Raw genomic sequence first — 13842 nt, 5'->3', positions numbered from 1 at the left:
GGCCCCTTCCGACGCGGCGTTCACCGTGTTTGCATCGAATTGCTCGGGTTTGGTGAGCGGCGCGTTAACCGCGGCCCGGCGTCCCTCAACGAAGCCGTCCGAATGGTTAATGGTTCGTTACCGCGCCGTGACGGCGAGGCCCGGTCGTGAGGCGTCCCTGGCAGCTCGGCTCCGGCCTGCTCCTCACGGGCCTCGCCGGTTATGTCGACGCCCTCGGCTTCGTGCGTCTCGGCGGCCTGTACATGTCGTTCATGAGCGGCAACACCACGCAGCTCGCGGTCCTGGGCGCCGGGGCCGAGCTGCATCGCATGATCCTGCCCGCGACCCTGATCGTCGCCTTCCTGGCGGGGTCGGTTCTCGGCAGCGGGCTGACCATCCTGGTCCCGGCCCGGTGGACGACGCCCGCGGTGCTGGCCTACGAAACCCTGCTGATCCTCGCCGGTCTGGGGCTCGGTCTCGAGTCGCCCGAGCTGGGCCTCGCGGCCTTCTTCGTCGCCTTGGCGATGGGGTCGCAGAACGCCGTCCTGGCGCAGGTCACGGGCTTCCGAGCCGGGACCACCTTCGTGACCGAGGCGCTGTTCAGCCTCGGCCAGAAAATCGCGCAGGCCCTGACCCGCACCGGCGATCCGCTGGGGTGGATCGGCGATGCTCTGGTCTGGATGTCGCTGCTGTTCGGCGCCTTTCTCGGTGCCCACGCCTATCAGCAATTCGGCCTGTACGCGTTGGTCGCCCCGGCGGCCGTCTCGGGCGGCCTGGCGTTGATTACCGCCTTCATGGTCTTGCGCGCCGCGCCGCCGGCCGCAAATGTCCCCCCGACATGAGCAGCGCCATCAGCAATCCCTCCCTCACCAGTCACGTCGCCGCGCTGGAGCCCGGCGAACACGTGCTCGCGACGCATTTCCTCAAGGATGTGCCGGCTCTGGCGCTGAGCGACGGCACCGTCGTCCTGGCGAAGGACGACGGCCTGACCCGCCTCGCGGCCCATCCCGACAGCGGCATCCTCGTGGCTGCCGGTGGCGGCGACCGCCTGCTCACGGGCGGCGACGACGGCCGCGTGGTGGCGATCCGCGCGGATGGGACGATGGAGCCGGTCGGACTCTCCAAGGGTGGGGCGTGGATCGATGCGCTCGCCGTCCATCCCGACGGCGCCGTGGCATGGTCGGCGGGCCGCACGGTCGTGGCCCGGGACGCGAAGGGTCGCGAGAAGACCTTCGAAGCGCCTTCCTCCGCCCGCGGCCTCGTATTCGCGCCCAAGGGGTATCGCCTCGGAGTCGCCCACTACAACGGCGTGAGCCTCTGGTACCCGAACCTGGAGACGCCCGCCGAGGTGATCGGCTGGAAGGGTTCGCATATCGACGTGACGTGGTCGCCGGATGGGCGGTTCGTGGTCTCCACCATGCAGGAGAACAGCCTGCACGGCTGGCGGCTCCAGCCGGATCGCGGCCACATGCGGATGTCGGGCTATCCCGGCAAGGTCCGCTCGATGTCCTGGTCGTTCGATGGCCATTGGCTCGCCACGAGCGGCGCCGAGGCGGCGATCATCTGGCCCTTCGACTCCAAGGAGGGACCGACCGGCAAGGCTCCGCGGGAATGCGGCGTCCGTCCGGCCCGCGTGTCCCGGGTGGCGTTCCACCCGAAGGCGCCGGTTCTGGCCATGGGCTACGAGGATGGCTGCATCCTGCTGGTCCGCTTCACCGACGCGGCCGAACTCCTAGTCCGTCCGGCCGTATCGGGCAGCGGCGTGACCGCGCTCGCCTGGGATGGCCGCGGCGGCCGATTGCTGTTCGGCTGTGCCGACGGCAAGGCGGGCTTGCTGACGCTGCCCGGCTGACGCTGCCGGGCTGAAGCCTGTCCCGGCTCCGGCTGGAACCGCGACCATCGGCATGTTCTTTGTCCGGGGTCGATTCCCGCACCAGAGGCCAGACATGTTTCGCGTGTTCCGCACCCTCGGCCTCGCGCTCGGCCTGTTGGGCGGCGTCGTCGCCGCGCAGGCGCCGGAATTCGCTCAGCAATACGCCCAGCGGCTCGGCGGCGCCGCCGACGAGCTGCGTCGCCAGGTGGCCGTGCTCGAATCCGACGCGCAGGCATCCGGCACGACCCGCGACGGCGCCGTCGATCGGCTGCGCGCCAATCCGGATCAGCTGGTCGCCCGCCGCGGCGACGCTGCCCAGGCGGACATCGCGCGTCTCGCCCGCCTGAGCGCCCAGCAGCAGGCCCTGGCCTCGGCGACGAGCCCCCTCGGGCGCGTCGTGGCGATGCTGCGCGATCCCGACCTGCCCGTGGCCGAGGCGGCCTATCGGGACTTCAGCCCGGCCATCCCCACCAGCGCCGACGGCCTCGCCGCGGGCCTGATCGGGTTCTTCGTCGCGTGGGGCGGCTGGCGCGTCGCCTCGGATGTGGGCCGGCGGGCGGTGCGTCGGCGCCCGCGGGAGACCGCAACCGTCGCCTGAGCGCGGTTCACGCGCCCGAGAGTGTGGCGCCACGTCTACAGCAGCTTGCGCGAGCCTTGCGTATCGAGCAGGGATCCGGCCGTCCCGGTCCGGAAGAAGGCGCATGATGCCGCGCGCGTCGACCTCCACCACCATCGATCCGGCGCTCGACGCCGCCGCCTTGCTGCGGCGCATCGGCTTCTTCGGTCTGTTCGTGGTTCTCCCGGTCCTGGCGCAGGTCGCCCGCCGCGCCTCGGTGATCCTCGCACCGATCGCCGTGATCCTGCTGATCATCGCGAGCGTCATCGACCGGCGCCAGCGTCCGGTGCGCCCGGCGACCTACCGCCTCCTGACCGCTCCGGCCTTCCTGGCCGGGATGCTGGTGGTCCTGTGGTCGGCTCTCTCGCTGACGTGGACCCCGTTCCTCGGACCGGCCCTGGAGCGGCTGGCCAATCTGGGCGCCACGATCGGCCTCGCCCTCCTCGGCTATCTCGCGCTCCCAGACCGGATGCGTTCGGCGAATCTCTACCTCCTGCCCCTCGGCGTCGTGGCAGGCGGGATCGTGGCGATCATGCTCGGGTTGTTCGGCGCCCACATGGCGCCGTCCGGTGTCGAGGATGACGGCGCGCTGGATCGCGGCCTCGTCCTGCTGATCCTTCTGCTCTGGCCCGCGCTCGCATGGCTGCGATCCCGTCGCCGCGACCGGGAGGCGCTCGGCCTCGCGCTGCTGGTCGCCCTCGCCCTGACGGTCCAGCCGGACGGGACCCAGATCGCCGCACTGTCGGTCGGCGCCGTCGCCTTCGCGGTGACGAGCTACCGGCCGCGGTTGGGCGTGATGCTCACCGCCGTCCTCTCGGCGGCTCTCCTCGCGGCTGCGCCGCTTCTGCCCTTCCTGGCGCGGCCGGTGGGCGCCGCCCTCATGGGGCCGCTCGCGCCCGCCGTGCTGTCGCTGAAGAGCTGGCAGAAGGTGGTGACCGCCGATCCGGTGCGGCTGATCACCGGGCACGGCTTCGAGACGGCCCTGCGCGGCCGCCTGGTCGGCCTCCTGCCGGCCAATGCTCCGACCACGGCGTTGTTCGAGTTCTGGTACGAGCTCGGTATCGTCGGTGCGCTGGCCGCCGCCTTCGCCCTGTACGCATCGATTCGGCGGGCTGGGCGGGACGGGCCGGCCCTGGTGCCGGGGGCGATGGGCTGCTTCGCGGCCGCCTTCACGGTGGCCTGCCTGAGCGTGGGGCTGACGGCGGTGTGGTGGCTGACGACCGTCGCCATCGCCATCGTGGTCTTCGTCGCTGTGGAGCGAGGTCAGTTCCGAACCAGCCGGCCGAAGGTGGCCAAGCTGCCCAGGATCCAGGCCCGCGAGGAGTAAGCGGTCAGGCGCGCAGGAAGCCGTGCAGGCGGATCCAGGCCAGGAACAGGCCGGGCCACGCCGCCACGGGGGTACCGGGCGCACCGAGGCCGAACCCGTGGCCGCCGCGCTCGAACAGGTGCAACTCGGCCGGAACCCGCGCCTTCCGCAGGGCCGAGAACATCAGCAGCGGATGGTCGGCCACGGCGATGGGATCGTCGATGGCCTGAACCAGGAAGGTCGGCGGCGTCTCGGGCCCGACCTGCAGGTCCACCGAGTAGGTCTTCATCTCGTCGGGGGTGACGTCGTCGCCGACCAAGATGCGGCGGGTCGCGGTCCGGTCGAACGGCTTGCGCATGGTGATGACCGGGTAGATCAGCCCGGCCAGCGCCGGCCGGATCGGCAGGGCATCGGCGGTGTCGATGCCCGCGTACAGGTCCCGGGCGCTGCCCACCGCGGTCTCGCCCATCAGGTGGCCGCCCGCCGAGAAGCCGAGGACGCCGACCCTGCCGGGATCGATGCCGAACTCCGCGCCGCGCGCCCGGACGAGCCGCAGGGCGCGCTGGGCGTCCTGCCGCGGCGCGTCCGGTCCCGAACCCCAGCCCTCCGCCGGCAGTCGGTAGACGAGGAGGAAGACCGTGATCCCGGCGGCGTTCAGGACCCGTCCGACCGGCACGCCCTCGTTGCCGAGCGAGATGAACTCGTATCCGCCACCCGCGGCGACGATCATTGCGGCGCCATTCGGATTGGCCGGTCGCATGACCAGCAAACAGGGCCGCGACACCCGGGTGATATCCCCGAACCGGCCCTCGACGTAGCGGTAACCGTCCGCCTTCGGTCCGTCGCCGCCGCCGGGCGCTTCGCCGGGCCACAGATCGATCACCTGCAGATCCGCGCCGGGCAGGGAGCGCGGAAGCGCCCGGACCGCCTCGTGCGGCGCCGGCTGGGGCGCCGTCTCCCCGGAGACCTCCGCGCGGGCGGTGCGAAGGCCCAGGACGCTTCCAAGGCCCGCGAGCAGGAAACGGCGGTCGAGCCGCAAGGGCATCCCCTCTGATCAAGCCGCGCACGGGGCCGCTCGTCGGCGGTCCCGACTCCCTAAGATGAGCGGGTCAAACGCCCCGGCAACCGCCGTCGGTTCCGTCGTGTCCGCGCGCGTCAGGCCTTGCGCGCGATGATCGCGACATAGAAACCGTCGGTCCCGGTCCGAAGCGGGCTCATCTGGATCCCGTGGGCGGTCCTCCGCACCGCCGCCCGGAGCGAATCCGGTCCTGCGGCCAGCACCTCCTCCGCCGGGACGACATCGAAGCGACCGCGCCAGCGCGACAGCAGACCGGACACGGCTGCGTCGTTCTCCGCCGACAGCAGCGAGCAGGTGATGTAGACGATCCGGCCGCCGGGCCTGACGAGCCGCGCCGCCCGGTCCAGGACCTGCGCCTGTTCGGCGGTGCGCAGCGCGAGGCTTCCCGGCCGCAGACGCCATTTGGCGTCCGGATTCCGGCGCCACGTCCCGGATCCGGTGCAGGGCGCATCGACCACGACCCGATCGACTTTACCGTCGAGATCCTCCAGCACGTCGACCCGTGCCTTGCCGCTCCGCGGGGTCCGCACCTCGGCCACCGCGCCGGACCGGCGCAGGCGTTCGTGAATCGGCGCGAGCCGGCGCGGATCGCCATCGGTGGCGATCAGTCGGGCCTCGTTCCGGGTCTCGGCGGCCAGGGCCAGGGTCTTGCCGCCACCGCCGGCGCATAGGTCGACGATGATCTCGCCGGCCCGGGGGGCGGCCAGGAGTGCGGCGAGCTGCGATCCTTCGTCCTGGATCTCGTACCAGCCGTCCAGGAACTCCGCCTCCACGTGCAGCGCCGGACCGCGCCCATCGGCACCGATCGGAATGCGCAGACCCGCCGGCGCGTGGGGTGTCGGCGCGGCATCGAAGGCCGCCAGCGCCGGCAACACCGCGTCGCGGTCGCCGCGCAGGGCGTTCACCCGGATATCGAGGGGGGCCCGCCGCGCCAGTGCCTTCAGCTCCGGGACGAGCTCGTCGCCGAGCGTGGCCGCAAGATCGGGAAGCACGAAGGCCGGGGCGTCGCCCGCGACTTCGGGAGGAGCGTCGTTCAGCGTCCCACCGTCGAGGCGGGCGCGCTCGTCGTCGCTCAGGGGTGCGGGCGCGAAGCGCTCCCCCGTGAACAACGCCGCCACCGAAGCGGCGGCGAGGCCCTGCTGGAGTCGCAGCGTGCCGATCAGGATGGCGCGCGGCGTCTCCGCGCCCATGATCCAGGCCGCCGAAGCCCGGCGCCGCAGAGCATCGTAGACGAGGCTGGCGATGCCCGCACGGTCACCCGAGCCGGCGAAACGATGGGCGAGGCCCCAGTCCTTGAGGGCGTCGGCGGCCGGCCGGCGACGCTCGGCGATATCGGTCAGGACTTCGATGGCGGCGGAGCAGCGAGCGGCGGGAGTCAGGGGTCGGATCCTCCGGAATGGGTCGGCGACGACGCGAAACGGCCACGCTTGGCCCACGATGCCGCCACGATACGGCCGAGCTTCCTGCACCTTCAGGGCGCAGATCGTGCCGCGGTTGGGCCGCCGTGCGGGCCGCCACGTGTCGTATGGCATCCGCCCGTCCCGGACCAGTGTGGTCCGCCGCCGGGCGCATACCGGGAGTACCTCAGCCCATGACGTCCATTGTACGCGTCGCCCTCGCGGCCCTGGTGACCGCCTCCCTCGCCGCCTGCGCGAGCGCCCCCGCCGCACAGCCGGACCTGACGCCGCCGCCGCGTCCGCGGGTCGATGCCAAGACGCAGCTGGAATACGGCACGCCGCCCGCGCCGCCCCCCGGCCGCTACTGAGACGTCAGCGCGGGGCGCGGCTCAGGCCGTTTCCCGCGCCCGCCGAGCCTCGTAAGCCTTGAGGCCGGTATAGACCGCGGTCAGGACCTGGAACGAAACCTCCGGCGCAAGCCGCTGGCCGCGGGCGATCAGATCGCCGATCACGTGATCCGCCTCGATCCGACCCTTGCTCTCGATGTCGCGCAGCATCGAGGCCGTGAAGGTGGATCCGGCCGCCGTCAGCTGCGCCCGCGCCCGCTCGGCCACGATGGCGCGCGGCTCGAAGCCGCTCGATGCGGCCACGATCGTGCATTCGGCATGGAGCGCTTCGATCAGGGCGGTCCCCTCGGGCGCCGCCACGATGTCGCCGACCGCGGCGCGCATCAGCGTGGTCGCTCCGGCGAGCGTCGCCAGGAACACCCATTTCTCCCACATCTCCTGCAGGATCACGTCGCTCAGGCGCGGCTGGAACTTCAGGCCGCGCATCATGGCGTCGACAGCCTCGATCCGCGCCGAGCGCGACCCGTCCCGCTCACCGTAGGTGATGCTGCACAATTCGCTCATGTGGCGGATCGCACCGTCCGGCGCGACCGTCGCCGCGATGGCGCAGGAGCCGCCAAGCACGCGCTCGGCGCCGAACCGGGCGTCGAGCGCGTCGAGATGCGACATGCCGTTCAGCACGGGCAGGATCGCCGTGTCCGCACCCACCGCCGGCGCCAGATCCGAGATGGCGCTGTCGAGGTCGTAGGCCTTGCAGGACAACAGGATCAGGTCGAACCGCCCGGCCTCGCCCAGATGGTCGGCCGTCACGGTGGGCGGATCGGGCAGGTGCAGATCGCCGAGCGGGGAGCGGACGTTCAGGCCGTCCGCGGCGAGCTTCGCCGCCCGGGCCGGCCGGACCAGGAAGGTCACGTCGGCCCCCGCCTCGGCGAGGCGCGCTCCGTAATAGCCGCCGGTCGCGCCGGCCCCGACGATCAGCGTGCGCATCGGTCCCTCAGGTCCGCGACGGGTAGTTCGGGCTCTCGCGGGTGATCGTCACGTCGTGGACGTGGCTCTCGCGCAGGCCGGCATTGGTGATGCGGATGAACTGCGCCCGCTCCTGGAACTCGGGGATCGTGGCGCCGCCGACATAGCCCATGGCGGCGCGCAGGCCGCCGGCGAGCTGGTGCAGGACGTTGCCCACGGGGCCCTTGTAGGGGACCTGCCCCTCGATGCCCTCCGGCACGAGCTTGTGGGTGTCGTTCACCTCGGCCTGGAAGTAGCGATCGGCCGAGCCGCGGGCCATGGCGCCCACCGAGCCCATGCCCCGGTACGACTTGTACGAGCGGCCCTGGTAGAGGAACACCTCGCCCGGCGCCTCATCGGTGCCGGCGAGCAGCGAGCCGAGCATCGCCACGGAGGCGCCGGCAGCGATCGCCTTGGCGAGGTCGCCCGAGTACTTGATGCCGCCGTCGGCGATAACCGGAATGCCGGCCTCGCTGGCGGCCTCGACGGCCTCCATCAGGGCGGTGAGCTGCGGCACGCCAACGCCCGCGACGATGCGGGTGGTGCAGATCGAGCCCGGCCCGATGCCGACCTTGATGGCGTCCGCGCCGGCATCGATCAACGCCTTGGCGCCGTCCCGCGTCGCCACGTTGCCGGCGATGACCTGCACGGCGTTCGAGAGCTGCTTCACCCGGGCGACGGCGTCGAGCACCTTGATCGAGTGGCCGTGGGCGGTGTCGACCACGATGACGTCGCAGCCGGCGTCGATCAGGCGCTCGGCCCGCTCGAAGCCGCTGTCACCGGTCGTCGTGGCGGCGGCGACCCGCAGGCGGCCCTGCTCGTCCTTGACGGCGTGCGGGTAGGCGACCCGCTTCTCGATATCCTTGACGGTGATCAGGCCGATGCACCGGTAATGGTCGTCTACGACCAGCAGCTTCTCGATCCGGAACTGGTGGAGCAGGCGCTTGGCCTCGTCCTGGGTCACGCCCTCGCGGACCGTGATCAGGCGGTCGCGGGTCATGAGCTCGGCAACCGGCTGGGCCGAATTCGTCGCGAAGCGGACGTCGCGATTGGTGAGGATGCCGACGAGCTTGCCCCGCGAGCCGTTCGGGCCGCGCTCGACCACCGGAATGCCGGAGATCCGGTTGAGCTTCATCACCTCGAAGGCGTCGGCCAGCGTCTCGTCGGGATGGATGGTGATGGGATTCATCACCATGCCGGACTCGTACTTCTTGACGAGGCGGACCTGCTCGGCCTGCTCCGGCGGCTCCAGGTTGCGGTGGATGACGCCCATGCCGCCATTGGCCGCCATGGCGATGGCCATCGGGGCTTCCGTCACCGTGTCCATGGCCGAGGCCAGGATCGGCAGGTTCAGGGGGATCGTGCGGGTGAGCCGGGAGGCCACGTTCACTTCGGTGGGCATCACCGAGGAGGCGGCGGGCCGCAGGAGCACATCGTCGAAGGTGAGGCCCTCGATGATCGATGCGGTTTCTACTCGGGCCATGTGCCAACTTTCCTCGGACGGGGGCGCGCAGGGATCGCGCTGCGGGATCGGGTTGGCAAGTGCCAGTATCACGGGCTCCGCGACGGCGCCAATGCGCGCGCGACGCGTCGCAACCCGAAAACACGCAGGGCTCGCGGCTTATCCACGCCCGGTCGGGTCGCGGGGCGGTGCGCGCAGTCCCCGCGACGGTTGATCGCAACCGTTAGCCGCCCTTCGTCTCGGATGAAGCCAAGCGACCCAGGGCGGCGCCTTCGCGTGTAGCGCCGTCGTGGATTGCTTCGCCCGCGAAGACCGGGTTGGCGGCGTGCGCCCTAGCGCATGGCCGGCGTGGCCGGCCCCTTGTCGGTATATTCGGGCGGCAGGCCGATATAGTCGCCGAGCATGCCGTCGATGCCGGGCGCGCGGCCGAAGGCCTCGCAATCGGGGTCCAGCGGCGCCTCACCGAGCGTCGTGACGCGGATCCGGTCCCAGGTCGGCAGCGTGTTGGGGGCCGTGAACGGGTCCTCGCCGGTCGCCAGCATGTAGCCGAAATCCTGGCCGAACTCGCCGGCGAGGTCGTAGGCGTCGCTGGCGCGGGAGAAGCGCGGCTGGCTGGTGAAGGAGTTCGCCGCTCCGCCCCAGACTATGGCGGCCCGCTGCTCGCGACGCCGGTCCAGAGCCTCGGCCTCGACGGTCAGGCTCCCGAGCCCGATCGGCACCCGCGGGATCGGCACGCGCCCGACCCCCTCCGCGAAGCTGAGACCCAGCTGCGAGGCCACGGTCACGCCCGCCGAGCCCGCGATGGTCGCGCCGGCGCCGAGGAGATCCGTCGGATCCACGCGGGTGACCTGCGCGCGCACGGTCAGATCCGCGTCGCGGCTGGTGACGATGTCGTACTTCAGCGACAGGTCATAGCAGAGCGCCCGGTCGGCGGCGTTCGCGATGAGCCGGCGCTCGGCCGCGGTCAGGGGCGCTGCACCGGAGACGTCAGCGTGAAACACCGTCGGGATGATGCGGACCGTGCGCGCCTTCGCCAGCGCGGGCCGGTCGACGTAGATCCGCGAGGCCGAGGCGACCTGATCGCTGGACTTCAGCCGGTCGTAGCGCGTCAGCGAGCCGCGATCGTTGAGCAGGACGGTGCCGCAGGCGGCGACCATCGAGAGAAGGGCGACGCCGGCGGCGATCCGCGCCACGGAGCGGACCTTGCTGGGGCTGGGCTGCATCGAAATCCTCGCGCGCCGGCCCCGGGCCGGCTGGAGCGGCCTCACGGACGCGTGATGGAAACTTAGCCATTGGCGCACCCGCAAAAAAGGTGGCTCCGCGCCGCGGCTCAACCTCTGTTGCACGATGGATACATTCGCGAAACACGAGGGTGCGAGGTGGCCGCGCTGCCGTGCAACCGCGGCGGCGCGACACGCGTCTGCTGTGTGATGCCTGCGACCGCTCAAAGACCGCTCTGGATCGTCCCGCTGACGGTCGCCACCGCCCTGTTCATGGAGAACACCGATTCCACGGTGATCGCCACGGCGCTCCCGAGCATCGCGGCGAGTCTCCATGAGGACCCGATCGCCCTCAAGCTCGCGCTGACCTCCTATCTGGTCAGCCTCGCGATCTTCATCCCGGTGAGCGGCTGGATGGCCGACCGCTACGGGTCGCGGACCGTGTTCCGCGCGGCCCTCGTGGTGTTCATGGCGGGCTCGCTGGCCTGTGCGGCCGCGAACGGGCTCGCGTGGTTCGTCGCCGCGCGGTTCCTCCAGGGGATGGGCGGCGCCATGATGGTGCCGGTCGGGCGGCTCGTGGTCCTGCGCAGCGTGCCGAAATCGCAGCTCGTCACCGCCCTCGCCTATCTCACCTTTCCGGCTCTCGTCGGCCCGGTACTGGGGCCGCCGGTCGGCGGCCTGATCACGACATGGTTCGACTGGCGGTGGATCTTCTTCATCAACCTGCCGATCGGCTGTGCCGGGATCGTGCTGGCGAGCCTGTACTTCGAGGACATCCGCGAGGCGGAACGGCCGCCCCTCGACCTGCTCGGCTTCGCCCTGCTCGGCACCGGGCTGGCGGCGCTGATGCTCGGGCTGGCCTCGCTGGGCCGACATCTGCTGCCGGCCACGATCTCCTGGGGCTGCCTCGCAGCGGGCGCGATCCTGCTGCCGCTCTACTGGGCGCATGCCAGGCGGATCGCCCACCCGATCGTGCGCCTCGACCTGATGCAGCGGCCGACCTTCCGCGTCGCCGTGCTCGGCGGCAGCCTGTTCCGGATCGGCACCGGCGCGATCCCGTTCCTGCTGCCGCTGATGCTGCAGGTCGGCTTCGGCCTCGATGCCCTGCAGTCCGGCCTGATCACCTTCGCGGCGGCAGCCGGCGCGATGTTCGTGAAGACCCTGGGTCCGCGGATCCTGCGCCGCACCGGATTCCGCGCGCTGATGGTCTGGAACGCCGTGCTGGCGTCGGCCTTTCTGGCGGTGAACGGGTTCTACACGGCGCAGACGCCGCACTGGATCATGGTGGGCCTGCTGTTCATCGGCGGCTGCGCGCGCTCGATCCAGTTCACCTGCATCAACGCCATCGCGTATGCCGACCTCGAATCGCGCGAGATGAGCGCGGCCACGAGCTTCGCCAGCGTCTGCCAGCAATTGTCGCTGAGTCTCGGCGTAACGCTCGGCGCGCTGGCCCTGGAAGGAACGGCCCATTGGCATGGCCGAACGCAGATCGCGGCCGCCGATTTCGGGCCGGCCTTCTTCGCCGTGGCGGTGATCTCGGCAGCCTCCGTTCTGGCGTTCCGCAATCTGTCGCACGATGCCGGCGCGGAGATCTCCGGGCGCAAGAGGGTCGCAGCGCCGCCGTCCGCGACCGCCGAGATGAGGCCCCGCCACGGCTGATCAGGCGGCAGCCCGGGCGGGCGGGCGCCCGGCCGCCCGCTTGCCTCCGCCCCGCGACGCGGCGGCCTTGCCGGACGCCTTCGCGGATGCGGGCTTCGGGCTCGGCGCCGGGGCGCGGTTTCCGGCACGCCAGCCCTGCCAGCTCAGGGCGCCCGGGCCGCTCAGGGCGTACATGAGGAATCCGCCCGCGAGACCGAGATCGGCGAGCATCAGCGTGCGCTCGGCGATCGCGGCGGGTCCGACGTAGTGCCAGAACGGATGGAGCACGAAGGCCGTCACGGCGGCGAAGACGGCGAGCGCCAGACCGGTCAGCCGCGGCAGCACGCCGAGGATGAGCGCCAGCGGGCCGAAGACCTGCACCACGACGGCGGCCGTGGCGACACCGTTCGGGAAGGGCATGCCGGCGCCGGCAAGCGTCAGCGCGAAGCCCGAGACGTTGAGCGCCCGCGCGATGCCGGTCGGCAGGAGCGCGGCGGCGAGCAGCAGACGCGCAGCGAGGAGGGTTCCGTCCTGGGCGCGGGCAAGCATGGGCGGGTCCGGTCGGCTGGGATCAGGCGTGGAGCTTGACGCCTTCCCGCTGAAGACCGCGTTAAGGCGTCCGGATCAGCCGCCGACGCCGCCGCGGAACAGCCGGCCGCGCTCCGTCCAGGCCACCACGAGCAACGACAATGCACCGAGGCTCGCATAGCCGACAGCCACCGGCATGACGCTGCCGTCGAAGGCCTGTCCGATCAGGAAGCCGCAGAAGGCGCCCAGGATCGTCGTGTAGAAGCCGAGGAACGACGAGGCCGTGCCGGCGATGGCCCCGAGCGGCTCGAGCGCGAGCGCGTTGAAGTTCGGCATCGCGAAGCTGATCAGGAACTGGTTGACCGCCAGGATCGACAGGAACAGCGCGAGCGGCGGATGCCCATGATAGGCGAGCCCGGCGGCGATCTGCACGAGCCCCACCAACGTGAAGGCGATGACGCCACTGTGCGACATCGCCCGCATCCCGAGCCGCCGGACGACGCGGGCGTTGATCAGCGTCGCGACGCCCATGGCGCCGGCCACGAGCCCGAAGGCCAGGGGAAAAAGCGGGCCGAGGTGATACAGGCCGGTGTCGAAAAGCTGCTGGGCCGAGCCGACGTAGCCCATGATGCACCCGGTCATCAGGCCGAGCGCGGTGGCATAACCGACGGCGACGCGGGTCTTCAGGGTCAGGCGGATCGCCTCCCAGGTGGCGGCGGGCGAGAGCGGCCGGCGGTATTCCGGGTGCAGCGTCTCGGGCATGCGCAGGGAGAACCAGACGGTCAGCCAGAAGGCCAGGACCAGCATCGAGACGAAGACATAGACCCAGGAGCCCAGCGCCAGCATCGTGCCGCCGATCGCCGGCGCGATCATCGGGACGATCAGGAACACCATCATGGTGAACGACATCACGCTCGCCATCTCCCGGCCGGCGAAGCGGTCGCGCACGATCGCCACCGAGAGAACGCGCCCGCCGGCTGCACCGATGCCCTGGATGATCCGCGCGGCCAGCAGCCAGCCGAAGCTCGGCGCCATCATCGCGAGCCCGCAGCCGACCACGTAGACGGCGAGGCTCGCGAGCAGCACCGGGCGCCGGCCGAGGGCATCGGAGACCGGTCCGTAGACGATCTGCGCGAAGCCGAAGCCGATCATGTAGACGTAGACGAGGAGTTGCAGCCGGTTCGGATCCGGCACTCCGAACCGCGCCTCGATGGCCGGGAAGGCCGGCAACAGATTGTCGATCGAGATGGCCGTCACCGCCATCATCAGCGCGATGATGGCGACGAACTCGGCAAATCCCGGTCCGGACCAGGGACGCGGGGTCCGGACCTCCTGGACCGGCGGCAGGGGCCGGATCGCGACTGTCAAAACGGGCTCTCGGGATGCGCTGGGA

Annotated in this window: 13 protein-coding genes; 6 read left to right on the top strand and 7 right to left on the bottom strand. The window is 71.3% G+C overall.

Annotated elements, in window-relative coordinates:
- Window positions 1-146 precede the first annotated feature (146 nt).
- The 4 genes from BM396_RS05960 to BM396_RS05945 all read left to right on the top strand — a co-directional run bounded on the left by BM396_RS05960 (window position 147) and on the right by BM396_RS05945 (window position 3795).
- On the top strand, window positions 147-821 hold the full coding sequence (locus BM396_RS05960; protein WP_043380358.1) for a YoaK family protein: 675 nt from the start codon (window positions 147-149) through the stop codon (window positions 819-821).
- The gene (locus tag BM396_RS05955; RefSeq protein WP_043380361.1) at window positions 818-1831 is read left to right on the top strand and encodes a WD40 repeat domain-containing protein; all 1014 of its coding nucleotides are present in this window, start codon (window positions 818-820) and stop codon (window positions 1829-1831) included. The genes BM396_RS05960 and BM396_RS05955 overlap by 4 nt, the downstream gene beginning before the upstream one ends.
- A 94-nt stretch (window positions 1832-1925) precedes the next feature.
- Window positions 1926-2450, top strand: coding sequence for a DUF2937 family protein (locus BM396_RS05950; RefSeq protein WP_043380362.1), 525 nt, complete (start codon window positions 1926-1928; stop codon window positions 2448-2450).
- 106 nt (window positions 2451-2556) lie between these two features.
- Window positions 2557-3795: a hypothetical protein gene (locus BM396_RS05945; RefSeq protein ID WP_043380516.1), complete on the top strand. Its 1239-nt coding sequence runs from the start codon at window positions 2557-2559 to the stop codon at window positions 3793-3795.
- A gap of 4 nt (window positions 3796-3799) precedes the next feature.
- On the opposite strand, the gene BM396_RS05940 is transcribed toward BM396_RS05945, so the two are convergent.
- Together BM396_RS05940 and BM396_RS05935 are read right to left on the bottom strand one after the other, a co-directional pair.
- On the bottom strand, window positions 3800-4813 hold the full coding sequence (locus BM396_RS05940) for an alpha/beta hydrolase (protein WP_043380518.1): 1014 nt from the start codon (window positions 4811-4813) through the stop codon (window positions 3800-3802).
- Window positions 4814-4929: 116 nt separating this feature from the next.
- Window positions 4930-6231 carry an RsmB/NOP family class I SAM-dependent RNA methyltransferase gene (locus BM396_RS05935; protein ID WP_043380521.1) on the bottom strand — a complete coding sequence of 434 codons (1302 nt, stop codon included), beginning with the start codon at window positions 6229-6231 and terminating at the stop codon, window positions 4930-4932.
- A gap of 212 nt (window positions 6232-6443) precedes the next feature.
- On the opposite strand from BM396_RS05935, the gene BM396_RS32670 reads away from it, so the two are divergent.
- Window positions 6444-6617: a hypothetical protein gene (locus tag BM396_RS32670; RefSeq protein ID WP_164706329.1), complete on the top strand. Its 174-nt coding sequence runs from the start codon at window positions 6444-6446 to the stop codon at window positions 6615-6617.
- Window positions 6618-6638: 21 nt separating this feature from the next.
- Here BM396_RS32670 and panE read toward each other — a convergent pair whose 3' ends face one another.
- The 3 genes from panE to BM396_RS05920 all read right to left on the bottom strand — a co-directional run bounded on the left by panE (window position 6639) and on the right by BM396_RS05920 (window position 10286).
- Window positions 6639-7583, bottom strand: a complete 945-nt coding sequence (gene panE / locus BM396_RS05930; RefSeq protein ID WP_043380364.1) for a 2-dehydropantoate 2-reductase — start codon at window positions 7581-7583, stop codon at window positions 6639-6641.
- A gap of 7 nt (window positions 7584-7590) precedes the next feature.
- Complete coding sequence (gene guaB, locus BM396_RS05925; RefSeq protein ID WP_043351032.1) at window positions 7591-9084, bottom strand: IMP dehydrogenase; 1494 nt, start codon at window positions 9082-9084, stop codon at window positions 7591-7593.
- 311 nt (window positions 9085-9395) lie between these two features.
- A complete protein-coding gene (locus BM396_RS05920) occupies window positions 9396-10286 on the bottom strand; it encodes a DUF3313 domain-containing protein (RefSeq protein WP_043380367.1) in 891 nt (296 codons plus the stop codon).
- A gap of 207 nt (window positions 10287-10493) precedes the next feature.
- Here BM396_RS05920 and BM396_RS05915 point away from each other — a divergent pair, with 207 nt between their 5' ends.
- Window positions 10494-11942 (top strand): MFS transporter, encoded by a 1449-nt coding sequence (locus BM396_RS05915; protein ID WP_043380525.1) that lies wholly within the window; start codon window positions 10494-10496, stop codon window positions 11940-11942.
- Here BM396_RS05915 and BM396_RS05910 read toward each other — a convergent pair whose 3' ends face one another.
- Together BM396_RS05910 and BM396_RS05905 are read right to left on the bottom strand one after the other, a co-directional pair.
- Window positions 11943-12470, bottom strand: a complete 528-nt coding sequence (locus BM396_RS05910) for a DoxX family protein (protein WP_043380369.1) — start codon at window positions 12468-12470, stop codon at window positions 11943-11945.
- Window positions 12471-12545: 75 nt separating this feature from the next.
- Window positions 12546-13817: a multidrug effflux MFS transporter gene (locus BM396_RS05905; protein ID WP_051975962.1), complete on the bottom strand. Its 1272-nt coding sequence runs from the start codon at window positions 13815-13817 to the stop codon at window positions 12546-12548.
- Between the last annotated feature and the right edge of the window lie 25 nt (window positions 13818-13842).

The sequence above is a fragment of the Methylobacterium sp. UNCCL125 genome, assembly GCF_900116795.1.
In the GTDB taxonomy this organism is placed as follows: Bacteria; Pseudomonadota; Alphaproteobacteria; order Rhizobiales; family Beijerinckiaceae; genus Methylobacterium; species Methylobacterium fujisawaense.
This window is presented reverse-complemented; position numbering and strand designations above follow the sequence as displayed.